At 71.0% G+C, this 25,806-nt stretch carries 33 protein-coding genes, 1 tRNA gene and 1 pseudogene; 16 read left to right on the plus strand and 19 right to left on the minus strand.

Going from position 1 to position 25,806, the window contains the following annotated elements; translation table 11 throughout:
* Positions 1-42: 42 nt before the first annotated feature.
* From HZS55_RS00235 to HZS55_RS00265, 7 genes are all read left to right on the plus strand, one after another.
* Positions 43-747, plus strand: coding sequence for a DUF7310 family coiled-coil domain-containing protein (locus HZS55_RS00235; protein ID WP_179909769.1), 705 nt, complete (start codon positions 43-45; stop codon positions 745-747).
* A complete protein-coding gene (locus tag HZS55_RS00240; protein ID WP_179909770.1) occupies positions 744-1,211 on the plus strand; it encodes a DUF7311 family protein in 468 nt (155 codons plus the stop codon). The genes HZS55_RS00235 and HZS55_RS00240 overlap by 4 nt, the downstream gene beginning before the upstream one ends.
* A gap of 77 nt (positions 1,212-1,288) precedes the next feature.
* Positions 1,289-3,223 carry a type II/IV secretion system ATPase subunit gene (locus tag HZS55_RS00245; RefSeq protein WP_179909771.1) on the plus strand — a complete coding sequence of 645 codons (1,935 nt, stop codon included), beginning with the start codon at positions 1,289-1,291 and terminating at the stop codon, positions 3,221-3,223.
* A gap of 2 nt (positions 3,224-3,225) precedes the next feature.
* Positions 3,226-4,962, plus strand: coding sequence for a type II secretion system F family protein (locus HZS55_RS00250; protein WP_179909772.1), 1,737 nt, complete (start codon positions 3,226-3,228; stop codon positions 4,960-4,962).
* Positions 4,963-5,059: 97 nt separating this feature from the next.
* Complete coding sequence (locus tag HZS55_RS00255; protein ID WP_179909773.1) at positions 5,060-5,605, plus strand: DUF7283 family protein; 546 nt, start codon at positions 5,060-5,062, stop codon at positions 5,603-5,605.
* The gene (locus HZS55_RS00260; RefSeq protein WP_179909774.1) at positions 5,583-6,143 is read left to right on the plus strand and encodes a DUF7285 family protein; all 561 of its coding nucleotides are present in this window, start codon (positions 5,583-5,585) and stop codon (positions 6,141-6,143) included. Before HZS55_RS00255 ends, HZS55_RS00260 begins: the two co-directional genes overlap by 23 nt.
* Positions 6,144-6,244: 101 nt before the next feature.
* Positions 6,245-6,604, plus strand: coding sequence for a cell division protein SepF (locus tag HZS55_RS00265; RefSeq protein WP_179909775.1), 360 nt, complete (start codon positions 6,245-6,247; stop codon positions 6,602-6,604).
* Positions 6,605-6,953: 349 nt separating this feature from the next.
* Here HZS55_RS00265 and HZS55_RS00270 read toward each other — a convergent pair whose 3' ends face one another.
* A complete protein-coding gene (locus tag HZS55_RS00270) occupies positions 6,954-7,346 on the minus strand; it encodes a DUF5611 family protein (RefSeq protein WP_179909776.1) in 393 nt (130 codons plus the stop codon).
* Positions 7,347-7,515: 169 nt separating this feature from the next.
* Entirely contained in the window at positions 7,516-8,724 is a 1,209-nt protein-coding gene (locus HZS55_RS00275) for a DUF7093 family protein (RefSeq protein ID WP_179909777.1), read from the minus strand.
* Positions 8,725-8,870: 146 nt separating this feature from the next.
* On the opposite strand from HZS55_RS00275, the gene HZS55_RS00280 reads away from it, so the two are divergent.
* Positions 8,871-9,161: a DUF6432 family protein gene (locus tag HZS55_RS00280; protein WP_179909778.1), complete on the plus strand. Its 291-nt coding sequence runs from the start codon at positions 8,871-8,873 to the stop codon at positions 9,159-9,161.
* Between the two features lie 86 nt (positions 9,162-9,247).
* Here HZS55_RS00280 and HZS55_RS00285 read toward each other — a convergent pair whose 3' ends face one another.
* Complete coding sequence (locus HZS55_RS00285; RefSeq protein WP_179909779.1) at positions 9,248-10,471, minus strand: MBL fold metallo-hydrolase; 1,224 nt, start codon at positions 10,469-10,471, stop codon at positions 9,248-9,250.
* A 122-nt stretch (positions 10,472-10,593) separates the two neighbouring features.
* On the opposite strand from HZS55_RS00285, the gene HZS55_RS00290 reads away from it, so the two are divergent.
* Positions 10,594-11,376 carry a creatininase family protein gene (locus HZS55_RS00290; protein ID WP_179909780.1) on the plus strand — a complete coding sequence of 261 codons (783 nt, stop codon included), beginning with the start codon at positions 10,594-10,596 and terminating at the stop codon, positions 11,374-11,376.
* Positions 11,377-11,455: 79 nt separating this feature from the next.
* Here the strand turns inward: HZS55_RS00290 and HZS55_RS00295 are convergent, their stop codons facing one another.
* From HZS55_RS00295 to HZS55_RS00305, 3 genes are all read right to left on the minus strand, one after another.
* Complete coding sequence (locus HZS55_RS00295; protein WP_179909781.1) at positions 11,456-11,923, minus strand: DUF5790 family protein; 468 nt, start codon at positions 11,921-11,923, stop codon at positions 11,456-11,458.
* 146 nt (positions 11,924-12,069) lie between these two features.
* Positions 12,070-13,269: a DUF7544 domain-containing protein gene (locus HZS55_RS00300; RefSeq protein WP_179909782.1), complete on the minus strand. Its 1,200-nt coding sequence runs from the start codon at positions 13,267-13,269 to the stop codon at positions 12,070-12,072.
* A gap of 87 nt (positions 13,270-13,356) precedes the next feature.
* Positions 13,357-13,710 carry a dihydroneopterin aldolase family protein gene (locus HZS55_RS00305; protein ID WP_179909783.1) on the minus strand — a complete coding sequence of 118 codons (354 nt, stop codon included), beginning with the start codon at positions 13,708-13,710 and terminating at the stop codon, positions 13,357-13,359.
* 132 nt (positions 13,711-13,842) lie between these two features.
* On the opposite strand from HZS55_RS00305, the gene azf reads away from it, so the two are divergent.
* The 3 genes and pseudogenes from azf to HZS55_RS00315 all read left to right on the plus strand — a co-directional run bounded on the left by azf (position 13,843) and on the right by HZS55_RS00315 (position 15,955).
* The gene (azf, locus tag HZS55_RS00310) at positions 13,843-14,625 is read left to right on the plus strand and encodes an NAD-dependent glucose-6-phosphate dehydrogenase Azf (RefSeq protein WP_179909784.1); all 783 of its coding nucleotides are present in this window, start codon (positions 13,843-13,845) and stop codon (positions 14,623-14,625) included.
* 172 nt (positions 14,626-14,797) lie between these two features.
* Positions 14,798-14,929: pseudogene (locus tag HZS55_RS22515) on the plus strand (NAD(P)-dependent oxidoreductase); the annotation flags it as partial.
* Between the two features lie 132 nt (positions 14,930-15,061).
* On the plus strand, positions 15,062-15,955 hold the full coding sequence (locus HZS55_RS00315; RefSeq protein WP_179909785.1) for a hypothetical protein: 894 nt from the start codon (positions 15,062-15,064) through the stop codon (positions 15,953-15,955).
* Positions 15,956-16,070: 115 nt separating this feature from the next.
* Here HZS55_RS00315 and HZS55_RS00320 read toward each other — a convergent pair whose 3' ends face one another.
* The 7 genes from HZS55_RS00320 to HZS55_RS00350 form a co-directional block, all read right to left on the minus strand.
* Complete coding sequence (locus HZS55_RS00320; protein WP_167837492.1) at positions 16,071-16,217, minus strand: DUF7563 family protein; 147 nt, start codon at positions 16,215-16,217, stop codon at positions 16,071-16,073.
* Between the two features lie 41 nt (positions 16,218-16,258).
* The gene (locus tag HZS55_RS22745; RefSeq protein ID WP_281372828.1) at positions 16,259-16,393 is read right to left on the minus strand and encodes a hypothetical protein; all 135 of its coding nucleotides are present in this window, start codon (positions 16,391-16,393) and stop codon (positions 16,259-16,261) included.
* Entirely contained in the window at positions 16,390-17,010 is a 621-nt protein-coding gene (locus HZS55_RS00330; RefSeq protein WP_179909786.1) for a DUF309 domain-containing protein, read from the minus strand. Before HZS55_RS00330 ends, HZS55_RS22745 begins: the two co-directional genes overlap by 4 nt.
* Before the next feature lie 32 nt (positions 17,011-17,042).
* Positions 17,043-17,540, minus strand: a complete 498-nt coding sequence (locus HZS55_RS00335) for a DUF6653 family protein (protein WP_179909787.1) — start codon at positions 17,538-17,540, stop codon at positions 17,043-17,045.
* A gap of 67 nt (positions 17,541-17,607) precedes the next feature.
* Positions 17,608-18,114 (minus strand): DUF6653 family protein, encoded by a 507-nt coding sequence (locus tag HZS55_RS00340; protein WP_246308327.1) that lies wholly within the window; start codon positions 18,112-18,114, stop codon positions 17,608-17,610.
* 47 nt (positions 18,115-18,161) lie between these two features.
* Entirely contained in the window at positions 18,162-18,536 is a 375-nt protein-coding gene (locus HZS55_RS00345; RefSeq protein ID WP_179909788.1) for a VOC family protein, read from the minus strand.
* A gap of 77 nt (positions 18,537-18,613) precedes the next feature.
* On the minus strand, positions 18,614-19,006 hold the full coding sequence (locus HZS55_RS00350) for a cupin domain-containing protein (RefSeq protein ID WP_179909789.1): 393 nt from the start codon (positions 19,004-19,006) through the stop codon (positions 18,614-18,616).
* Between the two features lie 162 nt (positions 19,007-19,168).
* Between HZS55_RS00350 and HZS55_RS00355 the strand changes: the two genes are divergently transcribed.
* The gene (locus tag HZS55_RS00355) at positions 19,169-19,888 is read left to right on the plus strand and encodes a hypothetical protein (RefSeq protein ID WP_179909790.1); all 720 of its coding nucleotides are present in this window, start codon (positions 19,169-19,171) and stop codon (positions 19,886-19,888) included.
* Between the two features lie 338 nt (positions 19,889-20,226).
* On the opposite strand, the gene HZS55_RS00360 is transcribed toward HZS55_RS00355, so the two are convergent.
* A tRNA-Arg gene (locus tag HZS55_RS00360) sits at positions 20,227-20,299 on the minus strand.
* A 113-nt stretch (positions 20,300-20,412) separates the two neighbouring features.
* Between HZS55_RS00360 and HZS55_RS00365 the strand changes: the two genes are divergently transcribed.
* Complete coding sequence (locus HZS55_RS00365) at positions 20,413-21,081, plus strand: hypothetical protein (RefSeq protein ID WP_179909791.1); 669 nt, start codon at positions 20,413-20,415, stop codon at positions 21,079-21,081.
* 158 nt (positions 21,082-21,239) lie between these two features.
* Here the strand turns inward: HZS55_RS00365 and HZS55_RS00370 are convergent, their stop codons facing one another.
* Positions 21,240-21,416: an HVO_0416 family zinc finger protein gene (locus tag HZS55_RS00370; protein WP_006883231.1), complete on the minus strand. Its 177-nt coding sequence runs from the start codon at positions 21,414-21,416 to the stop codon at positions 21,240-21,242.
* A gap of 169 nt (positions 21,417-21,585) precedes the next feature.
* On the opposite strand from HZS55_RS00370, the gene HZS55_RS00375 reads away from it, so the two are divergent.
* Positions 21,586-22,914 carry an outer membrane protein assembly factor BamB family protein gene (locus HZS55_RS00375; protein ID WP_179909792.1) on the plus strand — a complete coding sequence of 443 codons (1,329 nt, stop codon included), beginning with the start codon at positions 21,586-21,588 and terminating at the stop codon, positions 22,912-22,914.
* Positions 22,915-22,964: 50 nt separating this feature from the next.
* Here the strand turns inward: HZS55_RS00375 and crcB are convergent, their stop codons facing one another.
* Entirely contained in the window at positions 22,965-23,321 is a 357-nt protein-coding gene (gene crcB, locus HZS55_RS00380) for a fluoride efflux transporter CrcB (RefSeq protein WP_179909793.1), read from the minus strand.
* Positions 23,309-23,725: a fluoride efflux transporter FluC gene (locus HZS55_RS00385; RefSeq protein ID WP_179909794.1), complete on the minus strand. Its 417-nt coding sequence runs from the start codon at positions 23,723-23,725 to the stop codon at positions 23,309-23,311. The genes crcB and HZS55_RS00385 overlap by 13 nt, the downstream gene beginning before the upstream one ends.
* Positions 23,726-23,876: 151 nt before the next feature.
* Between HZS55_RS00385 and HZS55_RS00390 the strand changes: the two genes are divergently transcribed.
* Positions 23,877-24,326, plus strand: a complete 450-nt coding sequence (locus HZS55_RS00390; RefSeq protein WP_179909795.1) for a DUF7382 domain-containing protein — start codon at positions 23,877-23,879, stop codon at positions 24,324-24,326.
* A 16-nt stretch (positions 24,327-24,342) separates the two neighbouring features.
* Here the strand turns inward: HZS55_RS00390 and HZS55_RS00395 are convergent, their stop codons facing one another.
* Both HZS55_RS00395 and HZS55_RS00400 read right to left on the minus strand, forming a co-directional pair.
* Entirely contained in the window at positions 24,343-25,089 is a 747-nt protein-coding gene (locus tag HZS55_RS00395; RefSeq protein WP_179909796.1) for a protein-L-isoaspartate O-methyltransferase family protein, read from the minus strand.
* A 90-nt stretch (positions 25,090-25,179) separates the two neighbouring features.
* Positions 25,180-25,806 (minus strand): protein-L-isoaspartate(D-aspartate) O-methyltransferase, encoded by a 627-nt coding sequence (locus HZS55_RS00400; RefSeq protein ID WP_179909797.1) that lies wholly within the window; start codon positions 25,804-25,806, stop codon positions 25,180-25,182.

The raw sequence follows: 25,806 nt of genomic DNA on the forward strand, positions 1-25,806 counted from the left end.
GCGGCGTTGTGGTTTAAATACGATGAGGCGGGCAAGGGGAGTATGACCGACATCGAGCGCCTGGACGAGCGGCTGACGGCGGTCGAGCGGGCGGTCGTCGACGGCGACTACGAGCTGGACGAACTCGCCGATCTGGCGACTCTCGCGGACGATTTCGAGCGGCTCGAATCCCGTATCGACGAGATCGAGCAGCGGCTCGCCGACGTGGAGGCGCGCTCGGAGTCCGTCGAGGGGTTCGTCGGGCGGGTCCGCTCGGTCAACGAGGACGTGGAGCAACAGGCCGACGCCGCCATCGCGGCCGTCGACCGGCTCGAACGCCGCGTCGGCGACCTCGAAGCGATCACCGAGGGGGCGGCCGCGGGCGGGGGCGGTCGGGGCCGCGGCGCGGCCGGGAGCGAGAGCGGTCGCGCCCGCGCGGCCCCCGACGACCCCGAACGGTCCGTCGACCGAGTGGTGAGCGGTCGCGACCGGGCCGGCGGTGCGGCGGGCGGTCGTGGCGGCCGGAACGCTCGCGGCGCGTCCGCGGGCGCAGGTGGTGGCGCGGACGCCGCCGCCGGTTCGAAGGGCAACGCGGGCACCGGTGCGAGCGGAGCGGCCGCGGCCGGGCGCGCGGACGACGACGGTGCCGACCTCGACCTGGGGTCGAGCGACGACGCCGACGACGGGACGCTCGCCGACACGTTCGACCGGACCGACGGCGACGACGAGGACGACCTCCTGACGAGGATCCGCTCGAAGCTCCCGTGATCCGCGTCGTCCTGGCGGTCATCTTGACCGTCGTCCTGGTCGGTATCGCGATGCCGGCCATCGACCACGCCGCCGGCGTCAACAGCGACCGGCGGGTCGGGAGTATCGCCGAGCAGTTCGAGCAGACCGCCGTCGCGCTCAACGAGACGGAGGACCTCCCGCCGAAGGGCGTGCGCGGTCCCCAGCGGGTCCTCGAAGTCACGTTCCCGACGCCGTCGCTGACGGCCACCTCCGTGTTGCTGTTTCAGATCGAACGCGAGGGGACGCGCGGTCACAGCGTCCTCACCTACCGGGTCGGGGGACGACCGAACCGCACCGTCCACATCGACGCTCCGGTCGTCAGCGCCGATGGCACCGATCTGGAACTGGGCCGAGTCTCCGGCCATCGGACCTACATCTTCCGACTGGGACGGGTGTCGTCGACGCGCGACCCGATCGTCCGGGTCCACCGCGTCGGCGGGTGAGCGGCTCCCGAAGCGTCGCCGTCACGGGATCGGCCGGCGTGTAGAAGTTTAAGACCGAACACGCGGCCACTCCCGGCATGGCAACGGGACGGTCGGGGCTGTCGCTGGCGTCGGTCCTCGACGCGGTGGGCCTGGACGGGCTCGTCGAGGACGACGGGGACGAAGACGCCCCGTGTACGTGCGATCTGACCATCGACGAGGGGGTGTTGCTGGTCGACGCGTCGGGGTGTGACAACAGTGGCGACCTGCGGGCCTCGCCCCACTGCCGGGCGGCCGTCGTTCGGGAGCTCGCCGACCACACGGTCGACGGGCTGGTCGTCCGGGCCAGCGGGCTGGAGTACCGCTACGGCGACCGGGCGCTGGACCTGCTCGGCACCGCCGGCCGGTTCGTCGATCTGCTGGGCGACCGCGACGAGCGCCTCGCCCGCGCGGCCGCGACGGACCCGCTCTCGGTCGTCGACGAGGTCGACGAGCGCGTCGGGCCGGTCGCCGACATCGCGACCCAGTCCGGGCTGGTCGGGGCGGCCGCCGGGGTGGAGACGTACGACGACGCGCTCGCGCCGACGGTCGGGCTCACGGTCGGTCACTACTTCGTCGACCGCGCCGTCGACGACGGCGCGCGCCTGCGGGACGTGACCGAGCTCTCGACGGGGTCGACCGCGCGGGTCTACGGCCGCGAGGACTCCATCCCGCTGTACTCGCTGGACGTGGTGGACGTGTCGCTGTCGGTCGCCCAGCGCGAGCTCCTGCTGGAGGGGTACGAGGCCATCGCGAAGGGGCTGGTCGAGGGCGACCGCCGCGCTTCGCGAGCGATCGAGTACGTCAGCGACGGCGAGGTCGACCCGATCCTGACGGCGATCCTCGGCAAACACACCCAGGGCTACGGCGTGCTGGAGGACCTGTTCGCGGACCCGCGGGTGACGGACGTGTACGCCACGTCGCCGGTCGGTTCGAACCCGATCCGCGTCGAGGTCGACGGCCAGTCGATGTCGACGAACGTCCACCTCACCGCCGAGGGCGGCGGGGCGCTGGCCTCGCGCATCCGGCGGACGAGCGGGCGGGCGTTCTCGCGGGCGGCACCGACCGTCGACGCGACCGCCGACCTGGAGAACGGGACCGGCCTGCGCGTGGCCGGCGTCACCGACCCGGTCGCCGAGGGCGTGGCCTTCGCCTTCCGCGAGCAGGCCGAGGACACCTTCACGCTCCCGGAGCTGGTCCGCAACGGGACGATGCCCGCCGAGGCGGCGGGCTTTCTGTCGGTCGCCATCGAGCGCAACGCCGCGGCGCTCATCGCGGGCACCCGCGGCGCCGGGAAGACGACGCTGCTGGGCACGCTGCTGTACGAGGTCACGCCCGACACCCGGACGGTCGTCATCGAGGACACCCCGGAGCTCCCCGTCAACCGGCTCCAGCAGTGCGACCGGGACGTGCAGCCGCTCCGGACGGGCACCGGCGGCGGACCGGAGATCTCCGCCGCCGACGCGCTTCGGACGGCGCTGCGGCTGGGCGACGGGGCGCTCGTGGTCGGGGAGATCCGCGGCGAAGAGGCCAAGGTCCTCTACGAGGCGATGCGCGTCGGCGCCAACGCCAACGCGGTGCTGGGGACCATCCACGGCGACGGCGCCGACGAGGTGTTCGAGCGGGTCGTCTCGGACCTGGGCGTGCCGCCGTCGTCGTTCGGCGCGACCGATCTGGTCGTGACGGTCCAGGCTTACCGCACGCCCACGGGCCGCAAGCGCCGGCTGTCGGCCATCGAGGAGGTGATCGTCGGCGACGACGAGATCCGCTTCGCGCCGCTGTACGAGATCGAGGGCGACATCGCTCGCTCGACCGACCGGATCGACCGCGGTGAGAGCCGCTTTCTCGACCGGCTGACCGGGCCCGCCGAGTCCTACGCCGACGTGCGGGAGGCGGTCATCGAGCGGGGGGATCGACTGGAGACCATCGCCGGGGACGGGCGGACCTCGCCGACGGAGGTGGCCGCGGCCTACGCCGGTCGCGGCGTCGAGTGAGCATGGGCTGGAAAGTCGGGGCCGTCCGCGGACTCGCGCGGATCTACCCCTACGAGGTCGAGACCAGCGACGACCTCGTCGAGGCGGTCGCGTTCGTCGAGTCGCCGGTCACCCCCGAGACGGTCGTCCGGGCGGGGTTCGGCGCCGGCGTCGTCGCGGCGCTGCTGGTCGCTCTCGTCCTCCTCGCCGTCGGGAAGCTCCCCTATCTCGTCCTCTCGCTCCCGGTCGGGGTCGCGGTGATCCACGGCGTCCACACCGCGCCGACCGTGCTGGCGGGGTTCCGTCGGACGGAGGCGCTGGGCGACACGCCGAACCTGATCGGCCGGGCGGTCCTGCGGATGCAGATCCAGCCGGCGACCGAGACGGCCGTCGAGTTCGCCGCCCGGACGGGCCGCGGCCCGCTCGCCGCGAGCCTGGAGAGCCACATCGACCGCTCGATCGGCTCGCCCCAGACCGGACTGATCTCCTTCGCGGAGGACTGGGCCGAGGAGTTCCCGGCGCTACAGCGGGCGGCGCACCTGCTCGCCACGGCGGAGAACGCGCCGCCCGAGGAGCGCGAGCGGACGCTCGAACGCTCGCTGCGGGCGATCCTCGACGGCACCCGCGAGGAGATGGCCCAGTTCACCAGCGAGATCCGCGGCCCGACGACGGGGCTGTACGCCTTCGGCGTGATGCTCCCGCTCGCGCTGGTGGCGCTGGTGCCGGCGATCGGGCTCGCCGGCGGGGCCGACGGCGGGTTCTCCCTCCCCATCGAGTTCTTCGTCCTGATCTACGACGTGGCGCTGCCGGCGGGACTGGTCGCGGCGAGCGTCTGGCTGCTCCAGCGGCGGCCCGTCGCCTTCCCGCCGCCCCGGGTGACGACCGCTCACCCCGACGTGGACGACCAGCGGCTGGTGGGGATCGGCGGCGGTCTCGCGGTCGGGCTCGCCGCCGCCGGCGTGACGGCACTGCTCGGGTTCGGCTTCCTCGCCCCGATCGCCGGGCTCGGGCTCGGGCTGGGGACCGCTCTCCTCGCGATATTCGGCCCGATCAAGGCCGTTCGCGACCACGTCCGGGACATCGAGGAGGACCTCACCGACGCGCTGTATCTCGTCGGGCGGCAGGTCTCGGAGGGCCAGGCCGTCGAATCCGCCATCGCTCACGCCGGCGAGCGCGTCCCCGGCGAGACCGGCGCGGTGTTCGAGCGGGCCGCCGGCCTCCAGGAGCGCCTGCACGTCACCGTCGACGAGGCCTTCTTCGGCGAGTACGGCTCGCTGAGCGACGTGCCGAGCCCGCGCGCCCACGGCATGGCGTCGCTGCTGTCGATCGCCGCCCGCGAGGGGCGACCGGCGGGGAGCGCCGTCGTCGCCATGGCCGACCACCTCGAGGAGCTCCAGGAGGTCGAGGCCGAGGCCAGGCGGGAGCTGTCGTCGGTCACCGGGACGCTGGACTCGACGGCGGCGTACTTCGGGCCGCTGGTCGCCGGTGCGACGGTCGCGCTCGCGAAGCGGATCTCCGACAGCGAGGGCACACGGGCCGCCAGCGACCAGGTCGGACAGGCGCTGTCGGCCGACCAACTCGGCCTCGTCGTCGGCGTCTACGTCCTCCTGATGTCGGTGATCCTCACGACGCTCTCGATCGGGCTGCGCAACGGGCTCGACCGCTCGCTCGTGGGGTATCACGTCGGCCGTTCGCTCGTCTCGGCGACGCCGATCTACGTACTTGCGGTCATGGGAACCGTCTTCGTCGTCAACCTGTGACCGCCCCGGTCGGAGCCGGCCGCACCTCCCCGTGGGACCGGTCCGGGCCCAACCCCTCGCGTTGCTATTTAAATGCGATGACGGGACCAAACCGGGTATGGAGCTGGAGTCGCCGGCCGACGCGTGGTACGTGTGGTTCGGCGTCGCGCTGGTGAGCCTGGCGTTCGTCGGGGTGGTCGCGTCGTTCCCGTCGGAGCCGCCGCCGGACACCGCCGAGGCGGCCGACGCTATCGACCGCGTGACCGCCAGCGGCTACAACGCGACGGCCGAGTACGAGCACAACGCCGACCGCTGGTACGTCGCCAACAAGACGATCGTCATGAAAAACGACGGCGGCACCACGCGGGCCAGCCTCTCGTACGCTCGGGTGGTTCCCGTGTGGGCCGACCGGGGGAGCGAAGAGCTCAGGGCGGTCCTGGAGGGGGAGTCGGTCGCCAGTCAGTACCACGGGGAGCCCCCGTCCTCGTCGTCGGGTCCGCTGACGCCCAGAGAGGAGTTCAGGCGCGACGTCGCCAACGCCTCGGAGTTCGCCGAGCGGAGCGTCGACGACCCGTCGGTCCCGAAGTGGCGTATCGCGGACGGGCGGCTCGTCGTCAGACACGTCAAATGGGGTGAGTACCGTGCGACGCTGGTCGCGGCGTGACTCGGGCCAGACAGAGCCGCTGGGGGCGCTGATCGCCGTCGCCGCGATGGCGATCGCGCTCAGCCTCTACGCCGGGTACGCCACCGACGTGCTGCCGGGCAGTCAGGACCGCGAGGTGGCCGAGTCGGCCATCGACGACGTGTGGAACAAGCTCCAGGACTCGGGCGTCTATCCGTCGGAAAAGGAGCTGGAGACGCTGTACGGCCCCTCGTCGTCGCCCGGGCCCGGCCCGTCCGGGCTCCCGGAGGGGTACTACGTCTACATCAATATCACCAGGACCGAGGTCGGTGACGGGGAGAGACAGGCGCTGTTCGTCTACGACAACCCCGATCCGTCGGTCCCGCACGAGGAGAACGTCCGGCACATCGTCTACGGGCCCCAGGGCGACCACGACCACGAGGACGTTCGCAGCGAAGTCAGGGATTCAGGCATGGGTATTCCCGACAGCGCGAGCACGGCGAGCCGTCCGATCCCGATCCAGCGCGGTGCCGGCGACGTGGTCGCCGGCCGCCTGCATGTCGCGGCGTGGGAGCAGTGACGTGCGGCGGCGTTCGCTCGGACGGCTGGGTCCGACGAGTGTCCGGCCGGCGAGGGATGTCTGACGTAAAATACAAACCGACAGCGGCCGGGAGAGAGTGTATGGGACTTATGAGCAAGATCCTCGGCGAGTCCGGGGGTAGCCGGCAGAAAGAGGACTACGTCGAGATCGAGAGCGACGGCGTCGACGCGGGGGCGACGGCGGCCTCCCGACAGGTCCGGATCGCGAAGATCGGCGACAAACAGGACGTCATCGACATCAAGGACGCCGTCTACGACGGCGACGTGGTGATCGCCGACATCACGCGCCACACGACCCAAGACCGGACGATGGAACACATCACCGACGAACTCAAGCAGGTCGCAAACGAGGTCGGCGGCGACATCGCCCAGAAGGGCGACGACCAGCTCATCATCACGCCCCACGGCGTCGCCATCAACCGCGACCCGCTCGGGCAGTAACGCGCCGCCGCCCGGGAGTCGTCGACCGCCCGGTTCCCGCGGAACCACGCCGTGTCGGCCGCCGCGTTCGCGACCGGCGGGTCATCGGGGGCGACCCGCCGGTCGACCGGACGGTCTCTCTCGACGCTGTCAGGTGCCAGAAAGCATTTACCGGAACCGCCGGATTCCGAGTGTGACCGCCTCGCGTGAGGTGGTTCGGACAGGAACTGTGGAGTGGCCCTACCCATGGCCACAGTTCCAGCGGCTCAGGCCGGGATACTTCGTGCTCGCCTCCGGGCGGGCGATGTGTGACAGTACGTCACAGCCGTATTTATGTTTGCCGCGCGCGGTCGCAACGGCGAGAACCGGTTTAGACCTCGTCGGCTTCGTCGGGGCTGTCCTCGACGGAGCGTTTCATCGAGTCGCGCCGGCTCTTGGCGTCGCGGCCGGTGGCTTCGAGCAGGAAGTCGTTTTTCGCGTCGACGGCGTCGGCCGCGGCGTCGGCCTCGCCCGCCGCGATGACCTCCTCGGCGGGGCGCTCCTCGAAGTCGACCGCGAGCTTGTCCTTCTTGCCGCTGTATTCGACCGTGCCGGCGGTGATACGCGTGAACACCGGATTGTCGGGATCCTCGACCACGTGCAGGTCACTCCCCTTGAATTCCTCGGTGGTCGAGATGGTTCCGAAGTAGTCCTCGATCGTCGCCTCCATGTCTTCGATGCGATCTTCGAGGTGCTCTCCCCGTCGCATCTTGTACTCCCGCATGGGCGACCCTTTGCGAGCACCGTTCTTACCTTTTTCGAGCGCGCGGAGCCACGCTCCCGGCGACCCCGACTGGGGCCGGACGGCGCCGCCGCTCGGTACCGCGGTCGCGGTCCTGAGTCGACGGCTGGGCCGAGTTCGAACGGCGGTGGGCGCTCGGACGGCCGAGCCGTCACTCCTCGGCGACGGTGTCGGCGTGTTCGAGGAGCGTCCCGCGTCGACACTCCGGACAGAAGTCGCCGGCGCGCAGCGAGGTGGCGTCGGCCTCCGTGGAGAAATCGCACTCCGAGCACTTGAACGTCCCCTCGGGGATGGTGATCGACGGCGTCTCCTCGCCGTCGAGCGATGGCCCGGCGGCACCGGGGTCCGTCGGCTGGTCGCGCTTGGTCTCCTCGGGCCAGTCGCCCATCGACTCGCCGCCGGTCGATGGCCCCTCCTCCTCGGGCCAGGCGCCGACGGCGCCGTCGTCGTCCGCCGTCCCACCGCTCGCTTCGTCGCTCCTGTCGCTCGCGGTGTCCCGCGAGCCCGTCGCGGAGGCGTCGGCGGGGTCGGGACCCGCCGACCCACCGTCCGAGGGGGACCCGTCGGCGTCGGTTTCGGTGTCGTCGCCGCCGCCGAGGATCTCGACCTCGGAGGTCTCGCCGGCGCGTTCGGCCGGGTCCGACGGCTCGTCGGGCCACTCACCGGGGTCGCGGTCGTCGTCGGCCGCGTCCGACCGTCGCTCGTCGGCGGTCGCATCGCCGTCGTCGCCGGCGTCTCCCTCGTCACCGGCGGGTCGCTCGGCTTCGGGCTCCTCCTCGTCGGGCCACTCGCCGGGGTCGCGGTCGTCGCCCTCGTCGTCGCCGATGATGACCGCGTCGTCCTCGTCGGCGTCGACCTCGGCCTCGGCGGTCGCCCCGCCCTCGGCGTCGGGGATGGTCGTCTCGGCCCCGCGGGCCTCGGCCTGGGCCGACGACTCGTCGGTGGCGTCGTCGTCGAGGATGACCGCGTCCGTGGCGTCGCTCCCGCCGACTCCCCCGTCGTCGGCGCCGACCTCGTCAGCGCTCGCGTCCGACACCTCAGCGTCGGCCGACCCCCCCGCCTCGGCCACGTCGGCCGACTCCCCAGCGTCGACCACGTCGGCCGACTCCCCAGCGTCGACCACGTCGGCGGTGTCGTCGGCGCCCTCGCCGGGCGTGGCCTCGAACTCGTCGGCGCCGCCCTCGGGCGTCTCGAGGGTCGTCACTTCCTTGTTCTCCGAGACCACGCGGCTCTCGCCGCAGCGGGAACAGGTCTCCATCTCCGTGATGGTGATGACGACTTCCGTCCCCTCCTCTTCGCGCTCCCGCTCGACGGTCGTCTCGCCGAAGCTGTGTCCCAGGAGCGAACACTTGATACTCATTACCACGTGTTCGACCCCTCCGAACCATAAGCGTGCTGTTTGTCCGAACACCGAGCAGTCGTGCGGTCCGACACCCGCCGAGCGGGGGCGTCGCGACCGCCGTCGCGGGGGATACACGTAAGACCCGGCCAGCCGAAGGGAGTGGTATGCAGGCGAAACCGGAGTACCGCGACCGCGACGACGCCGAGGTCGCGGTCCTGGACGCGCTGGCCGACCGGCGCGAGGAGGGAATGACCGTCTTCGAGCTCCGGTCGCGGGTCGACGTCGACATCGACACCCTGGAGACCGCCCTCGCCGACCTGAAGGAGGACGGGCTCATCGAGGCCCACCAGGAGGACCACCGCACCGTGATCGTCCCCGAGGACGGCGTCGTCGGCCCCGTCGACCCCGACGACGACTCGTTCATCGGTCAGATCCGCGAGAAGCTCCCGTTCTGAGCGCCCCGCCCTCGCTCTCGCCGACCCCTCAGCCCCGGACCCTCGACGAGCCCTCGCCGGTCGGTCCGGACGACCCGTTGCCCGTCTCAGTCGTCCGCCGCCGCAGCCGCGCAGTTGTTCGGCCCGAGTTCCAACTCGAACGCCGCGGCGTTGTCGGCGGACTCCCGACCGAGGTTGACGGCGATTATCTCCCCGTGATTGGCCGGTCGCGGCGGCGTCCGCTCGGTCACCCGCTTGACGAACTCGGCCTCGTCGAGGCCGAATATCGGCAGCTCCCGACACTCGTCCAGCCGGGCGGTGACGGTCCCGCCGTCGTCGGGGGCGGCGTCCCCGCCGTGGTGGCCCGGCGCGACGAGCGTCTCGTCGGGAAACCGGGCGAAGCGCTCGGTGAGCGTCCGATAGAGTTCCCGCGCGAACGCGGGCTCCTCGTCGGATCCCTCCTCCAGATCCGGACGAGCGACGCCTGCGAGGCGGCTCCGCCGCCTCGATCCGTCGCGGTCGGCTTTGCCGACCGCGCTGTCGGTGAACAGGCTGTCGCCGGACAACAGCGCGTCGCCGACGGCGAAGGCGGTCATGCCGGTGGTGTGGCCGGGCGCGTGGACGGCCGCCAGAGACGCCTCGCCCACCGCGATGGCGTCCCCGTCGTCGACCGTCTCCACGTCGTAGGTCACGCCGCGCTCGACGGCCGGCGCGGGCATCACCGGGGTCGCCCCGGTCGCGTCGGCCAGCGCTCGCAGGCCGCTGACGTGGTCGGCGTGGACGTGCGTGTCGACGACGGTCGTTATCTCCGCTCCCCGGTCGCCCACGTCGGCGACGTACCGGTCGGTGAACGCCCGGAGCGGGTCGACGACCGCCGCCTCGCCGCCCGCGACGAGCGCGTACCCGAGACAGCCGCTGGAGGGGCGACGATACTGGACGAGCGTCGCCTCGGGGGCGTCGGGGAGCACCCCCTCGATCTCGACGGCGAGCAACAGTCGCGCCCACCCCTCCATCCCGCCGGCGAGGTTCCGGGCCTCGACGCCGGCGTCGGCCAGTTCCTGCGCGACCTCGCCGCTGGCCTCGCCGCGAGCGCAGACGACGGTGATCGGCCCCTCGCCGTCGACGTCGTCGGCGAACCCCGCCAGGTCGTCCGTGACTCTCGCCTGCAGGAAGCGGTTGTACGGCTTCTGCGTGAGGGTGACGCCCGGGCCGGAGAGACGCCACCGCTCGACCTCGTCGCGGTCGCGAACGTCGAGCACGCGGACGGACCCTCCGGCGTCGATCCGCGTCTGGAGATCCGACGGGCCGATCTCGCCCGTGTCGTCGGTCATGCCGTCGGGTAGGGGCGCCGGCGAGATAAGCCCGCGGCCGACCGCCGTCGGCGCCCGCAGTGGTCCGGCCGCGCGGACCCACGCGTCGTATCGCTTAACCGTCGGCGCCGCGAGCGACCGGTATGCACCTCTCGGCATCGACGTGGCCCGAGGCCGACGCCGTCGAGACGGACCTGGCCGTCCTCCCGGTCGGCAGCACCGAACAGCACGGCCCGCACGCGCCGCTGGGCACGGACGCGTTGACAGCCGAGGCCGTCGCCGAGGCCGGCGTCGAGGCCTCCGACGGCGAGGTCGTCGTCGCCCCGACGGTCCCGGTCGGGGTCGCCGAGGAACACCGCCAGTTCGCGGGGACGCTGTGGGTGAGCGAGGACACGTTCCGCGACTACGTCCGCGAGACCGTCGGGAGCCTCGCCCACCACGGGTGGGACCGCGTCGTCGTCGTCAACGGTCACGGCGGTAACGTCGCGCCGCTCCGGGAGGTCTGCGGGCGGATCGCGCGCCACGACGACGCCTACGCCGTCCCGTTCACCTGGTTCGACGCCGTCGACCTCGACCGCGATTGGACCGGCGACCCCGACGCCCCGCCCGTCGACCTCGACGCGGTCCGGATGGGCCACGGCGGCCCCGTCGAGACCGCGCTCGTGCGCGCGGTGGATCCCGACTCGATCCGCGAGGAGCGCCTCGACGACGCCGCGGCGGGGGCCGCCGACGGCTGGGGGGAGTGGGTGAGCGGGACGAACCTCGCCTACGACTCGGCGGAGTTCTCGGAGAACGGCACCGTGGGCGACCCCCGGGACGGGAGTGCGGCGCTCGGCGAGTGGCTGCGCGAGCGCGCCGCCGAGCGACTGGCGACGCTACTGGACGACGTTGCGACGCGGGACGTGTCGCGACCCGAACGACGCTGAGCGAGCGGGGCGACCGGCTACCGCGGCGACGGAGGCGCGACGGTCCTCGGGACGCGGCGACCGAGTGCCGCGGTGGCTCTCAGGCCTCGGCTTCCTCGGCGTCCGCGTCGGCTTCGGCCTCGGCCTCCTCCTCGTCGCTCTCCTCGGCTTCGTCGTCGGCCTCGAACTCCTCTAGAGCGCTGCGGAGCTGCGGGACGGTGCTGGCGAGGTCGCTGACCTCCTCGTGGGCCTCGGTCACGTCGTCGAGCAGGTCCTCGACGGCCTCGATCTCCTCGGCCAGGTCGTCGGCGTCCTCGAAGGCGTCGGCGCGCTCGCCCATCGTGTACCACTTCTTGGCGTCGACGAGGTGGTCCTCGGCGTCCTCGACGTCGAGCGCCGACCGGAGCGCGTTGAGCACGCCCAGCGTGTTGTCGGCGTCGACTTCCCAGACCGCGTCGGCTTCCGGGAGCGCCGCGCGGGCCTCGTCCAGGCTCGCTTCCACGTCCTCGCGCATCTCGCTGGCCGCGTCCTCGAACAGGTCGTCGTCGTCGAAGGTCGCTTGACTCATGTCTCGTCCTTCGGCCCCGTCCGGTTTAAAAACACGCCTGGAACCGAAAGTGAAAACCGAAGAGAGAGCGGACGAACGACGCCAGCACGCCGACCCGACCGATCAGTTACGGTCCGGCGGTATCGATCGCGGCGAACGCGACGGCGTCACCACCGGTCGCCGTCGTCGTCGCGGTCGCGGTCCTCGCGACCGACGTTCCAGTCGTCGTCTCCGCCGCTCTCGCGGTCGTTCGGGTCCGCGGCGTCGCCGTCACCCGGTCGGTCGGGACCGTCGTCGCCGCCCGCTGCGGTCCCGCCGGTCCCGTCGTCGTCTGCACCGCCGTCGGCGCGGATAGCCGCGCGGGCGTCGGGGACCACGTCGAAGTCCGGATTCGCGTCCCCGAGGACGAACAGGGCGTAGTAACGCAGGAACGTCTGGAACGGGACCTGGATCAGCAGCGCGCCGACGAACACGAGCAGGGCGTACAGGAGCACGAGCACCAGCGCCACCGCGGCGGCGGCGGTACCGGCGCCCGCCGTCACGAGAGCGAACCCGAGCGGCGCCCCGACGACCAGGAACGGGACGGCCAGGGCGATCAGCAACAGGACGAGCAGGAACCCCACGGCCATCGAGACACCGATGCCGAGGAGGAACGAGAGGAAGAGATACGCGAGAAACTCCAGCGGTTCGTCGGTCAGCGTCCCCCAGAAGCGCCGCCAGGCCGAGAGGACGCCCCGGTCTTCGGCGAGCATCACCGGCACGACGAACACGGTGGTGAATCCCAGCAGCGTCCCGAGGACCAGGGCGCCGACACCCACCACCGGGATCGCGAGGATCACGACGGTCAGGATCGTCCCGTCGCCCCAGACGGTCGGCGGCCACCCGCCCATCGACGCCCCGACCCCCAGCAGTATCGCCGCGGCCGTCGCGATCGCCACGACCCAGACCGCCAGCCGGAAGGCGAACAGCCGGAGCCCGCGCCGCCAGTACCGCCGGACCGACCGTCGCAGCCGGACCTCCTCGTCGCGCAGCGCGGCGACGAACGCGAACTCCATCGTCGCGCCGACCACCGAGTACAGCAGGAAGGCGGCGAGTCCGACGGCGGCGATCCCCAGTATCAGCGCCACCAGCTCGGGCGTCATCTCGGGCGTGATGTCGGGTCCGGCGGGGTCGCCGGGCGTCGGTTCGACGGGATCGGTGTCGCCACCGAAGCCCGTGGTCGGAGCGCCGGGGAAGGTGAGACCGGCACCCCCGACGAAGAACAGCACGACCGCGAGCCGGAACCACCGCACGCGGTCGACCGGCGTGAGGAACCGCTTGGTCGCCTTGATGGCGTCCTCGATGTCGTTCAGGGCGGCGAGGGACATACCGGGTCGGTTGTCCGCCCAGTCACATATCTCCCGTGGTCGGTTCGACGCCCGACAGACCGTCACGTCGACCGAGCCGCGCCGCGGTCAGGAGTCCGAGCGCACGTCAACGACGCGCATGAGCGGGTAGCCGTCCTGCATATCCATCCGCGTGTGCACCTCGTTGCCCTCGTAGTCGATCGTCATCTCGACCTCGACGAAGCGGCCGGTCAGCTCCGTGTAGTCGGCCGTCGACTCGGCCAGTTCCGCTTCGAGTTCGTCGACCAGCACGTCGACGGTGACCGACTCGCAGTACGGTTGGTTCTCGATGGCCTCCTCCATCGCGCGGGCGAGGCTGTCGGCGCTCGCGGGGCTGACCGGCGTCCCGGCGAACTGGTGGTACAGCGTTCCGAACTTGATGCCCGCCTCGAAACAGGCGGTCTGGGCGTCCGTGGGGTCCATGGCGGTCGGTCGGTCGCCCGGGAGTAATGCCCTTCGGAGCGGGGCACTGGCCCACGACACGCCTGTCGGATTCTTGACAGCCCCGCTGGGAACCGTACGTTACTTACTGGCCGGTCGCAAGGGTTCACCTGAATGGACGAGCCGGTCTTACTCACAGGTGCAGGGGGCCGCGTCGGGCAGGCCGTGCTGGAGGGGCTCGCCGACGAGTACGAGTGGCAGCTACTCCTCCACAGTCCGCCGGACGACGAGCCGGACCACGAGTACCTCGTCGGCGACGTGACCGACGAGGAGACGGTCGCCGACGCGATGGACGGCGTGGGAGCCGTCATCCACCTCGCGGGGGACCCGCGACCGAGCGCGCCGTGGCCCTCCGTGCTGTCGAACAACATCGACGGCACCGAGAAGATGTACGAGGCCGCCGTCGAAGCCGGCGTCGAGAAGTTCGTCTTCGCCTCCTCGAACCACGCCGTCGGCGCCTACGAGACCGACGAGCGCACCCCCGAGATGTACCGCGAAGGCGACGACTACCGCCTCGACGGCACCGAGTTCCCCCGCCCCGGCAACCACTACGGCGTCTCCAAGGCCGCCGGCGAAGTGCTGGGTCGGTACTACCACGACGAACACGGCATCTCCGTCTGCAACGTCCGCATCGGCAACCTCACGCGGGGCCACCCGCCGATCGACTACGAGCGCGGCCAGGCCATGTGGCTGTCCTACCCCGACTGCGCCCGTATCCACCGCTGCACGCTGGAAGCCGACTACGACTTCGAGATCGTCTACGGCATCTCCGACAACGACCGGAAGTACTACTCGCTGGAGCGGGCGAGAGAGGCGCTGGGCTACGACCCCCAGGACAACTCAGCCGAGTGGAACGCCGACGAGCACGTCGCCGACTACGAACGAGAGAGCGTTTGATCGAAGAGGTTCTTTCCTTCTGTCGGCAGCATCGGTCGCTTGCTACCGTCGTCATCCACTTCGAGGACGCCCCGTTTGGCGAGTTCTCCACCTCCGTAACTTCGAGATCGTCTACGGCATCCTCGCGAGCGAAGCGAGTGAGGGCTCGACAGACGAGCGGAGCGAGTCTGTCGGTGTCTCCGACAACGACCGGAAGTACTACTCGCTGGAGCGGGCGAGAGAGGCGCTGGGCTACGACCCCCAGGACAACTCAGCCGAGTGGGACGCCGACGAGCACGTCGCCGACTACGAACGAGAGGCGTAGCGACCGCCAACCGCCGACGCTCGATCGTTTCTTCGACGGCGGACCGGACGAACCCGCAACTTCGCTGAGTGTCTGAGAGAGAACTGACTGTTTCGGAAGCCTTTACATTCCGGATTTGAATGGTCGAACCGAATGAACAGACGCTGGCCTGTCGTCTTGTTGGTACTGTTGGTCGCCTGTACGCCGGCCGCGGTGCAGGCGGACGAGGACGAGATTCCGGACAACTGTGACTACACGCCGTACGATATCGAGGACACGGAGGACAAATACGACGCGAACGCGACCGGACTCGGCGGGGCGATCAACTCCCCCGACGACGTCGACGCGGTGCCGTTTCAGGCCGAGAGCGGCGATTACTTCGCCGTGACCGTCCATCACATGGACGTCGGGGACGAGGAACGGCAGCTCACCTTCGCCCTCCCGTTCGACACCTCGATGAGCGAATCGCAGAACATCGAGGAGTACAACGACAGACTGGACTACCTCACCGTCTCCGACGATTCGAAGAACGCGTCGTTCAAGTTCTACGCGGAATCGGACGGCCCGCTCTGTTTCGAAGTGTTCGAAAACGGCCGGTTCCAGAGCGAGTACAACTGGAGCGTCACGATCAGTCAGAACAACGAACACCAGTGGTACCCTGCGACCGACGACTCGACGCCGACGCCCACGGCGACGCCGACCGCAACCCCCACGCCGACCCCCACGCCGACCGCGACGCCCACGCCGACGGCCACTCCGGCACCGACGCCCACTGCGACCGCCACCCCGACCGCGACAGTCTCAGCGACGGCGACCGAGTCGGCGTCGGAGCCGAGCGCGACGACCGCCGTCGGAGGTGACGACATCCAGGACAGCGACGGAGATGGCGTGATCGATTCGGAGGACTACGCGCCGAACGACCCGGACGTACAGGAGAAAAGCGATCTGGTGGACACGACGGCCAGCGGGTCCGGACCCGGCTTCGGCCTCGGACTGGCGGTCACCGCACTCGCGCTCGCGGCGGCCGCAGCCAGACGGCGGTCCTGACCGCACGGTATCGCGCCCCGCCGCTCGGAGCGACCGTTCGACGGGAGACCGGTGGCTGTCCGGAGCAGTGAGAGTCCCGACGCCGGTCCTCGGTCAAGGACCGAAGCGCAGGCGTTCAGTTTCGTTTGGTTCGCACGTCGCCCTTGTCGCGGGTCTTGTCCTCGCAGTTCGGGCAGACGCGGGGCTGGTCCATCCCGTTCGGCGCGAACACGCGAACGTACGATTTCGTCACGACGGCGTCGCAGTTCCGGCAAGTGGGCACACCGATACGTGTGCGAACAGACGGATAACGCTTGTTTTCGATCACTCGCTCGTCGTGTCGATCCCCAGCGTCCGGTTCAGCCCGCAGAAACAGGTCACGGCGTTGAACCCCAGGCCGAGCGCGGCGACACCCAGCAGGACGCCACGGGAGCGCTTGCCGCTGGCGAGCGCCTTCATCGCTCCTCGAAGAGTCCGTCCACGTCCGACTTGCGGTGCTCCCGCCGGTCGACGTGTTCGGCGAGTCGCTGGGCGACGATCGCCCGGCTGTCGGGGTCCCGGACGAAGTCGAGGACGAACGTGACGAACTGGCTCCCCTCGTCGCCCGCTTCGAGGTCCGCTCGGGCGTACTCGACCGCCTGCTCGATCACCCCTTCGTCGTAGCCCAACTCCTCCGCGAGCACCTCCGCGGCGACGGCGCTCGACTCGAAATCGAGGTCCGCGAGCGCGAGCGCCTCGCCCTCGTGAGTGAGCGCGGGCGCGGGCGCTCGCTCGATCCGTTCGGGGTCGCGGCCGAGAGCGACGAGGTACTCGCGGACGCGACCGACGTTCACGCCGCGGTAGTCGGCGGGGAGGTCGGCGAGGTAGTCGCCGGCGCTGTCGGCGAGGCCGGTGGCGCCCGACCAGTTGCGGTTCCGGGCGTGGTGGACGGCGGCGGTGAACTGGATGAGCCCGTGGAGCAAGCGCTCGTCGTCGCCGTCGTCGAGCGCGAGCCAGCGCTCCTCCCAGGCGTCGTGGGCGGCGTGGTAGCGGCCGGCGTTGTAGACGGCGACGCCCGCGCGGAGCTGTGCGTCCATGGCGACGAGTGAGGGCGCCGGGGCGAAAACACCTACGGGCCGGCGCCGTCGTCGGGCGTCCCGTCGGTCGATGACCCGTCTTCGACCGCGGCCGCGTCGGCCTCGGTCGCGGCCTCGTAGTGGCGGACGAGGGCGTTGACGAACGCGAACTTCAGCGCCATCGAGAGGGCGGTCAACACGGCGGTCGATTTGGGCTTGCGGCGGTAGGCGGCGTACAGCGCGCCGACGGTCACCGGCAGCGTCGCGGCGTCGAGCGACCGGAGGACGGCACCGTGTTTCCCGTGGTCGACCCAGTAGCGCTCGGCCTGGATCACGTCGCTCGTCCAGGCCTGGGCGTCGTCGGGCTGGGGGAGCACGACAGGGTTGACCGCGATGGCGGCGATAGCCGCGACCAGCAGACGCTTGCGCCGCGTCAGGACGGCGTACACCAGCACCGGGAACGCGAACACGCGCGTCCACCCGCTCCAGGGGTTGGCGTGCCGTTCCCAGAGGAACTCTGCGAGTCGTTCCGATGGCACTGTGGTCGACACGCCAGTGACTTGGTAGCATGGGCCAATAAGCGTGGGGTACGATCCGACGGATGGCGAGCGGGTCCAGTCACTCCGCGACCGGGTCGGACGAGTGCGGCGGCGCCGCCGGCCACTCGATCTCGTCCTCGTAGCGCCGCACCAGCGCGTCCACGAACGCGAGTTTCAGCGTCATCGCGAGCGCGCCCGCGACGGTGGCGCCACCCACGTCGCGCCGAGAGGCGGCGTAGACGGCGTACAGCGTCGCCAGCCCGTTTCCGACGTTGAGCGCCTGGAGCGCGCCCAGCCGGTCGCCGCTCTCGCGCCAGCGCCGCTCGGCGAGGACCACCTTCGTCATCCACGCGTCGGCGTCGTCGGGCTTCGGGAAGAGGACCGGGTTGAACAGGGTGAACGCCACCGTCGCGGCGAGCAGTCGCCATCGTCGGTGATACACCGCATACAGCAGCGCCGGGAGCGTCACGGTTCGGGACCACCCGCTCCACGGGTTGGCGTGGCGCTCCCAGAACAGTCGCTTCGCGCGCGCTCGGACGGAGTCGTCCCTGCGTTCGCTGTCGTCTGTGCGATCACTCTCGTCCATGCGCTCGCTTCGACTGCAAGGGGCAAAAACGTCCCCTGCTCCGTCGGTTACAGGTCCTCGACGAGTTCGACGCCCCAGCCCTCCGGCGCGGTGATGAACGCCACGCGGGAGTCGAACTCCTCCATCGTGATGGGGCCGTCGTCGACGCGGTCGTCGTCGAGCGATTCGAGTGCGGCGTCCACGTCGTCGACGGTGACCGCGACGTGTTCGAAGTCGCCGGTGTCGACGGGGGCGTCGGCCTCGACCAGCTGGAGCGCGGCCGGGTCGTCGGTGTCCTCGTCGGCGGGGTCGCCGATGAAGACGTTCCGGGTGCCGTCGTCGGTCTCGAACTCCCGCAGGACCTCGTAGTCGACGAGGTCGGCGTAGAAGTCGACGGTCGTCTCGATGTCCGCGACGCGGATCGACGTGTGTCGGAGTGTCATCGGATAGCTGGTCGCAGAGTCGGGGCTTAAACGCACCGCGACGGCTCGCGCTCGCGGACGGCCGCCGGTCCCGCCGATCACTCCCGGTCGGTCCAGAAGTCGAAGGGTCTCCCGGGAACGAAGATATCCAGCCCGGTAGCGCTCTCCTCGCTCTCGTTTTCGACCCGGTGGGCCTCCCACGGGTCGAGCCACACCGAGTCGTAGCGTTCGAGGCGCTCGCTCTGCTCACGGCTTCGCCGTTCGCTTCGAGGCGCTTCCTCCGGGCGCGCCTCGCTCTCCGTGTGGACCGTCAGTTCGCCGTCGAGGACGAGACACACCTGGCCGTTCTCGTGGTCGTGCATCGGCGAGCTGTGGCCGGGCGGCTTCTCGAAGTACTCCAGGCTCACGTCGTCGTCGCCCGCCAGCGCGACGCGGCGCCACCCCTCCTCGGGTTCGTACGTCTCGGCGTCGTCGAAGCTGACTCGCTCCATACCGGGAAGTCGGCCGCTCGGGACAAATCTCTGGGGGCGATCCTCACCGGCCCGTCCCCGACTCCCCGAGTCGTCCGACGGAGCGACTTAAATCGTTCGCCCCGCTTCCGGTCCCGAAGCGCGGCTCGTGGATATACGTGGTTGGCGCTCCTCGTTGCAGGTATGACGGACGTAGATACCGTACACGACGCCGGCCGACCGGCGACCGACGGATCGACCGAGGGACGCGACCCCGTGCCGGCGGCGGTCGACTGGCTGCTGGGCATCGTGACCGGACTGATCGGACTCGCGCTGACGGCGGTCGGCGCCGCGATGTACGCCCGCGTCGACCGGGCGCTACTCACCGACTTCGTCACCAGCGAGGAGGTGGAGGTGAACGGGCTGACGCCCGCGGAGGCGGTCACCGCCGGAGTGCCGTTCGTCGACTGGTTCGCGGCCGGCCTCGCCGTGACCGGTCTCGTGCTGGTCGCCGTCGCCGCGGCGTTCGTCGTCGCGCGCCGGCGCACCCGCCGCCGGGTCGCCCGCGAGGGCGGCACGACCGCGACGTTCCGCGCCTGCGCCGTCTACGGTGCCGCCGTGACGGCGCTGGTCTCGTTCATCCCCGGCGCGGCGGTCGCGGGCGGCGGCGCCGCGGCGTACCTGCACGGCGAGGACGGCTCCGGCCTGCGTATCGGCGCCGTGGCCGGACTGGTCGGCTGGACGCTGTCGGTCCCGCTGCTCGTGGCCGTCGCGGGCGGGCTCCTCGCCGGCGCCGACGCGATCGGCCAGCTGGCCGGCGGCGCCGTCCTCGTCGGCGTTATCGTCGTCGCGGAACTGGTCGCACTGGCTATCAACGCCGGGCTCGGCGGGCTCGGCGGCGTCATAGTCGAGCGGTTCGTCTGAGGGCGTGCGCCCCGACGAAGGGGAGACGCGACGCTCGGCGAGTTACGACCGAAAGGAGACGTCCGAGCGGAGTCCAGCGCGAGCGGAGCGGGCGCTGGGCTCGTCGGTCGTGAACGAAGTGAACGTCCGAGCGGAGATTCGAACTGCCGATAGACGGTCGCTCCCGCCGGTCGCGCTGCGTCTATCGTGCTCGAATCTCCGCGGGACGGTCGCATTCCTCAGCGATGACGAGCACACGCTACGCGGTGCTCGCCGAGTTGCTTCGGAGAGAAGACGTCCGAGCGGAGTCCAGCGCGAGCGGAGCGAGCGCTGGGCTCGTCGGCCGTGAACGAAGTGAACGTCCGAGCGGAGATTCGAACTCCGGTCCCTGGCTCCGCAAGCCAAGAGGATAGTCCACTACCCTACCCGGACTCACTTCTACGTACCGCGGTTGATTGTAAAGGGGTTACGATCCGTCCGGGCAGTGTCAAAGGGTCGCTTGACCGTCGACAAGGCCCTTTATCGGAGCGCTCGTCCCTCGGGTCGTGAAGCGACGCACCCTCCTCCGCGGCCTCGGCGCCGCGGGCACGCTCGCCCTGACCGGCTGTCTGTCCGACGGATCGGGCGGAGAGCCGACCGACACGGATGGGCCCGCCGAAACCGACGAGCCGACCGACACCGAGACGCCGCCCGGCGACCCCGCGAACACCGACCGGTCGGCGGCGACGCCGACCGACCGGACCGGCGATACGGTGACGGAACCCGACCCCGACGGAACCGACGGCCCGAGTGCCACCCCGAGCGACTCGCCGGGCGACACCGTGAGCGAGACGCCCGACAGCGAGCCGTCGGCCACGCCCAGCGGGGTCGCGGACTCCTCGCTCGACGTCACCGACAGCGGATGCGGGACCGAGACCGACGACGCGTCGGTCGATTTCGACGCGGACGGTGGGTCTCTCTCGGTCACCGGGACGATCTGGGGCGCCGACACCTGCCACACGGCCGTCCTGTCGGACGTGCGCCTCGACGGTGGGGCGCTCACCGTCGTCGTCGACTCGGAGTCCGACGCCGGCACGGACACTGCCTGTGGACAGTGCATCACGGAGATCGACTACGAGGCGACGGTGGAACTCGACGGCGCCCTCCCGCGAGAAGTGACCGTCGTCCACCGCCACGACGGCGAGGACACGCGCGTCACCTCGACAGCGCGATGACCGCGCGCCGAGTAGGAGCGCCGCCGGAGACGACGGGCGTCGACAGCGCGCGCCACCGAACCGCTCACTGATTCGACCGTACCGAGCGGAGGCGACGAGTGCGCGAGGCTCGCGGGACACTGCGGACGACGAGAAGCGGAAAATCGTGTTCGGACGCGTTACGCAGGTGACCAACCGCATACCGAGCAGTCTGTGGCGGCCGAGTCGTGCAGTCCCCCGCAGTCGGGGCACTGCTTTTTGTTGTAGTTCTCTTCCCAGCCCGCCTCCTCGACGTCGTGTCCGCGGTCGGTCAGAAACTCGTCGAACATGTCGTCGGTGCTCGGTGCGGACGCCATACGTGCTACGCTATACCACACCAGCATATAGGTCTATTGGTATGCGAAACCTTTGCACACCAACTCGGGGCCGAGGGGAGCGAACCGGCCCGTCGGAGCGGGTACGCGCCGGGATTCGGCGACCGAACGAACCCAAGGACATATGCCACAGTTGTCCGATACACCGGCCATGGCACGGAAACGGGCGAGTCGTCGTCGATTCCTGGCGACCGTGCTGGGCGCGTCGACGGTCGGACTGAGCGGGTGCGGGTCCGACGGCGACGCGACGACGACACCGGGGGACGCGGGCACAGAGACGCCGAGGAACACGCCGACGCCGACCGCGGCTGCGACGCCGACCGACACACCGGAGCCGACCGACACGCCGACCCCGACCGACACGCAGACCCCGACCGACACGGCGGAGCCGACGGCCACCGCGACCGCGACGCCGGGCGCGTCGTCGTTCGCGTCGTGGCCGACGTTCATGCGCAACGACGAACACTGGGGTCACCACTCGGAGGCGGCGGGCCCCCACGAAAGCGTCACGGTCGACTGGCGGGCGGAGTTCGACCAGGACGCGGTGAACGCGACACCCGTGCTGGTCGACGGGACGCTGTACGTCGGCGCGGGCGGCTCCGGCGACGACGACGGCTCGTTCCACGCGCTGAACCCCGTGACCGGGGAGACGAAGTGGTCGAAGGACCTGGCTGCGCCGGTCACCAGCGCGGCGGCGATCGACAGCGGGTTCGCCTACTTCGGGACGACCGACGGCGTGTTCTACGCCCTGAACACCGACGACGGCTCGGTGTTCTGGGAGTGGGACCTGGGGTCGACGGAGGACTTCACGGCGCCCGTCGTCGTCGACCGGGGCATCTACGTCGGGTCGACTAGCAGCCGTCTCTACAAGTTCGACGCCCTCGACGGCGGTCTGGAGTGGAACCAGAACACCTACGGCGTTATCACGGCTCCGCCCGTCTACGTCGACGGGATGGTCTACGCCACGAGCGCGGACCACGAACTCTACGCGGTCACCGCCTCGGGAAGCCTCCAGTGGACGAAGGACCTCGGCGGGGCCGCCAACGGCGTCGCCCACCGGCGCCGGCGCCTGTTCGCCACCAGCGAGAACAACACGCTCACGCAGATCAACGTCCGCGGCAGCACCAGCTGGGAGACCTCCCGGGGCGAGGCGTTCGCGGCGACGCCGGCCGTCACCGAGGACCACGTCTTCGCCGGCACTCGCGACGGGACGCTGTTCGCCTTCGACGTCGGCGACGGCCGGGAACTGTGGCGAGTCACCGATCCGAGCGGCGGCGTCACCGCGCCGCCGGTCGTCGCCGACGGCACCGTCTACGTCGGCTCCCGCGACGGCAACGTCTACGCCGTCACCGCCGAGACCGGCGACCTGGAGTGGTCGTTCGCCACGAGCAACAACATCGAGGATGCCGCGCCGGTCGTCGCCGGCGGTCGCGTCTACATCGGCAGCCAGGACGGCACCTTCTACGCGCTCGGCGAGTAGGCGGGCGACTCGTCGAGCCGTTCACGTCCGTACACGCCTGTTTTCGCCGGTCACCACGTCGCCGCCGCGAGCGTCGCCCCGAGCCAGACGGCCGCGAGCGCGCCGACCAGGTTGACCACCGCGCTCGCCAGCGCGCGGCGGCGCTCGCCGGTCTCGAACAGCCGCACGGTCTCGAAGGCGAACGTCGAGAAGGTCGTGAACGCGCCGCAGAAGCCGGTCCCGAGCGCGAGCACCGCGGCGTCTCCCGCCGGCGCCGCCAGCATCGCCCCGAGCGCGAAGCTCCCGAGGACGTTCACCGCCAGCGTGTCGCCGGTGCGGGCGTCGATGCGCTCGCCGAGCAGGTGCCGGGAGAGCGCGCCCGCGACGCCGCCGAGGCCGACGAGGACGACCGGGTTCACGACGCCCACCTCGCGACCCGGCGGCCGCAGAGGACGCCGGCGATGCCGAGCGCGTAGTTCGCCGCGACGTTGGCGACCGCCAGCGTCGGTCCGGCCGACCCCGCCAGGACCGGACCAGACGATCCCGCCAGTCGCGTCGTCTCGACGGCGAACGTGCTGTATGTCGTAAACGAGGAGAGGAATCCGGTGGCGACGACCAGTCGCGTCTCCGCGCTGAGCGCGTCGGCGAAGTGACGTTCGTACAGGACGACACCGAGCGCGAAGCTGCCCAGGCCGTTGACCGCGAGCGTGGCCCAGGGGAACGCGCCCGGGAGCGCGAGCGCCACCACGTACCGCAGCGCCGCGCCCGCGAACCCGCCCACGGCGACGAGAACGAGCGGTTCCAGTCTGGTCAACGCGTGGTCGTCGGCCATGCGCCCGAACGGACCCACCGCTCCTACTCGTGTGTTTCCGTTCGACCCCGGCGGTCGGCTCCCCGTCGCCGCCGGCCGTAGAGATACCCGCCCGCTCCGCGGAAAACCTTCGCACGAGCGTTTATCCCCGAGAACGCGGCCAGGACCGCCCATGGAGCCACGAGCGCTCGCGGGAGACGAACGCGCCATCGAGGGACTGCCCATCAGACTCGTCATCGCCCTGGTCGTCGGGGTCGCCAGCCTGAGCGTGATGATGAACACGCTCGGGGGGATCCAGACGCTGGGCGTCACCGAACTCGACGTGAAACCGACGCCGGAGGTGATCGACGAGGCCAGCACCGACGTCACCGTCGAGGTGGTCAGTCCGAACGGCGACCGCATCGCCAACGCGACCGTCGTCGCCTCCGGCGGCACCGCGACCCTCGGGTCGGTGACGACCGCGCGGACGGACGCCAACGGGACCGCGACGCTGTCGCTGTCGCCGTCGCTCGGCCCCAATCAGCGGGAAGGGACGATACGGTTCGACGTGAAACCGCCCGCGGGCGGGCAGTACGCCGACGAGCGCGGGAACACGGAGGTACTGGTGGTCGCGGACGGATAGGGGTCGCCCGGTCGACTCAGCGCCGGACCGCGTCGTCCCAGTCGATCCACTCCTGCTCCCAGCCGGTGCGACCCTCGGCGTTGCGACGGGCGAACTCGCGGTCCTCGCGTCGGGTGCGGTTGCGCTCGACGGTGTCGGCCTGTTCGCCCTCGACGAGCATCGGCCGGAAGGCGACGCCGCCGAGTCGCTCGGCGACCTCCCCGCCCTCGACGACCGCGAGGTGTTGCTCGCCGGTGCCGTGGGGCATGACCAGCCGGCCGCCCTCGGCGAGCTGGTCGACCAGCGCCGCGGGCGGGCTGACCGCCGCCGCCTCCAGCAGGATGCGGTCGAACGGCGCGTACTCCGGGAGGCCCTCGGCGCCGTCGCGGCGGTCGACGAGCACGCCGCCGTAGCCCGCCTCGGCGAGGTTCTCCCTCGCCTCGATCACCAGCCGACGGGTGATGTCGATGGCGTGGACGTGTTCGGCGCCGGCGAGTTCGGCGGCGACGGCGGCGGTGTAGCCGACGCCCGCGCCGACGACGAGAGTGGAGTCGCCCTCGCGCACGTCGAGCGCTTCGAGCAGTCGCGCGACGGTGCTCGGGGCGAGGACGCGAGTCCCCAGCCGTTCGAACGGCCGGTCGGCGTAGGCGCCGCGGTCCTCCGCGACGAACGCCTCCCGGGGCACCTCGCGCATCGCGACGGAGAGCGCCTCGCTCCGGAGACAGCCCTTGCTCTCGTGTTCCAGGCTGTCGACCATGTCGTCGCGCAACACCGCGGGGTCCATGCTCGCCCGTCCGCTCTCGACGGTAATGAATGACGCGGACCGACCGCCGACCGGACCGCACCGAGCGGCGGCGTCCGGCGATCCGTCCGCTTACTGCAACTCGACGAAGCGGACGCCGCCGTGCTCCTCGCGCTCCAGCGATCCGTCGGCGCGGCGGCGGGCGCGGACGAGCGTCTGGCGCCGACTACCGATCGGCGCGAGCAAGGAGCCGCCGGGACGGACCTGCTCGACGACGGGCTCGGGGAACTCGGGGGCGGCGCAGGTGAGATACGCGCGGTCGTAGGGGGCGTGCTCGGGCCAGCCCCCCTTGCCGTCGCCCGCCCGTACCGAGACCTCGCCGTAGCCCAGCCGGTCGAGTCGCTCGCGAGCCGCCTCGGCCAGCGAGTCGTGGTATTCGACGGAGAACACGTGTTCGGCGCCGACGAGTTCGGCGGTGACGGCGGCGTGGTAGCCACAGCCGGTGCCGACCTCCAGCACGTCGTCGCCGGGGGACGGGTCGAGCAGGTCGGTCATGATCGCGACCATGTGCGGGGCGCTGATGGTCTGGCCCTCGCCGATGGGCAGCGGCGTGTCGCGGTAGGCGCCCTCGCGGCGCTCGTCGGGAACGAACTCGTGGCGCGGCACGGCGGCCATCGCATCGCGGACGCGGTCGCCGCCGAACCGGCCGTCCTCGGCGAGGCGCTCGACTAACCGCTCGCGGGCGGCCGCGAAGTCCAC

The sequence above is a fragment of the Halosimplex rubrum genome, from assembly GCF_013415885.1.
GTDB lineage: Archaea > Halobacteriota > Halobacteria > Halobacteriales > Haloarculaceae > Halosimplex > Halosimplex rubrum.

Excerpts from the sequence above, each read along its gene's own strand:
- HZS55_RS00235 (WP_179909769.1), top strand. The coding sequence starts at position 43 with ATGACCGACATCGAGCGCCTGGACGAGCGGCTGACGGCGGTCGAGCGG.
- HZS55_RS00245 (WP_179909771.1), top strand. The coding sequence starts at position 1,289 with ATGGCAACGGGACGGTCGGGGCTGTCGCTGGCGTCGGTCCTCGACGCG.
- HZS55_RS00250 (WP_179909772.1), top strand. The coding sequence starts at position 3,226 with ATGGGCTGGAAAGTCGGGGCCGTCCGCGGACTCGCGCGGATCTACCCC.
- HZS55_RS00255 (WP_179909773.1), top strand. The coding sequence starts at position 5,060 with ATGGAGCTGGAGTCGCCGGCCGACGCGTGGTACGTGTGGTTCGGCGTC.
- HZS55_RS00265 (WP_179909775.1), top strand. The coding sequence starts at position 6,245 with ATGGGACTTATGAGCAAGATCCTCGGCGAGTCCGGGGGTAGCCGGCAG.
- HZS55_RS00270 (WP_179909776.1), bottom strand. The coding sequence starts at position 7,346 with ATGCGGGAGTACAAGATGCGACGGGGAGAGCACCTCGAAGATCGCATC.
- HZS55_RS00275 (WP_179909777.1), bottom strand. The coding sequence starts at position 8,724 with ATGAGTATCAAGTGTTCGCTCCTGGGACACAGCTTCGGCGAGACGACC.
- HZS55_RS00280 (WP_179909778.1), top strand. The coding sequence starts at position 8,871 with ATGCAGGCGAAACCGGAGTACCGCGACCGCGACGACGCCGAGGTCGCG.
- HZS55_RS00285 (WP_179909779.1), bottom strand. The coding sequence starts at position 10,471 with ATGACCGACGACACGGGCGAGATCGGCCCGTCGGATCTCCAGACGCGG.
- HZS55_RS00290 (WP_179909780.1), top strand. The coding sequence starts at position 10,594 with ATGCACCTCTCGGCATCGACGTGGCCCGAGGCCGACGCCGTCGAGACG.
- HZS55_RS00295 (WP_179909781.1), bottom strand. The coding sequence starts at position 11,923 with ATGAGTCAAGCGACCTTCGACGACGACGACCTGTTCGAGGACGCGGCC.
- HZS55_RS00300 (WP_179909782.1), bottom strand. The coding sequence starts at position 13,269 with ATGTCCCTCGCCGCCCTGAACGACATCGAGGACGCCATCAAGGCGACC.
- HZS55_RS00305 (WP_179909783.1), bottom strand. The coding sequence starts at position 13,710 with ATGGACCCCACGGACGCCCAGACCGCCTGTTTCGAGGCGGGCATCAAG.
- azf (WP_179909784.1), top strand. The coding sequence starts at position 13,843 with ATGGACGAGCCGGTCTTACTCACAGGTGCAGGGGGCCGCGTCGGGCAG.
- HZS55_RS00315 (WP_179909785.1), top strand. The coding sequence starts at position 15,062 with ATGAACAGACGCTGGCCTGTCGTCTTGTTGGTACTGTTGGTCGCCTGT.
- HZS55_RS22745 (WP_281372828.1), bottom strand. The coding sequence starts at position 16,393 with ATGAAGGCGCTCGCCAGCGGCAAGCGCTCCCGTGGCGTCCTGCTGGGT.
- HZS55_RS00330 (WP_179909786.1), bottom strand. The coding sequence starts at position 17,010 with ATGGACGCACAGCTCCGCGCGGGCGTCGCCGTCTACAACGCCGGCCGC.
- HZS55_RS00340 (WP_246308327.1), bottom strand. The coding sequence starts at position 18,114 with ATGGACGAGAGTGATCGCACAGACGACAGCGAACGCAGGGACGACTCC.
- HZS55_RS00345 (WP_179909788.1), bottom strand. The coding sequence starts at position 18,536 with ATGACACTCCGACACACGTCGATCCGCGTCGCGGACATCGAGACGACC.
- HZS55_RS00350 (WP_179909789.1), bottom strand. The coding sequence starts at position 19,006 with ATGGAGCGAGTCAGCTTCGACGACGCCGAGACGTACGAACCCGAGGAG.
- HZS55_RS00355 (WP_179909790.1), top strand. The coding sequence starts at position 19,169 with ATGACGGACGTAGATACCGTACACGACGCCGGCCGACCGGCGACCGAC.
- HZS55_RS00370 (WP_006883231.1), bottom strand. The coding sequence starts at position 21,416 with ATGGCGTCCGCACCGAGCACCGACGACATGTTCGACGAGTTTCTGACC.
- HZS55_RS00375 (WP_179909792.1), top strand. The coding sequence starts at position 21,586 with ATGGCACGGAAACGGGCGAGTCGTCGTCGATTCCTGGCGACCGTGCTG.
- HZS55_RS00385 (WP_179909794.1), bottom strand. The coding sequence starts at position 23,725 with ATGGCCGACGACCACGCGTTGACCAGACTGGAACCGCTCGTTCTCGTC.
- HZS55_RS00390 (WP_179909795.1), top strand. The coding sequence starts at position 23,877 with ATGGAGCCACGAGCGCTCGCGGGAGACGAACGCGCCATCGAGGGACTG.
- HZS55_RS00395 (WP_179909796.1), bottom strand. The coding sequence starts at position 25,089 with ATGGACCCCGCGGTGTTGCGCGACGACATGGTCGACAGCCTGGAACAC.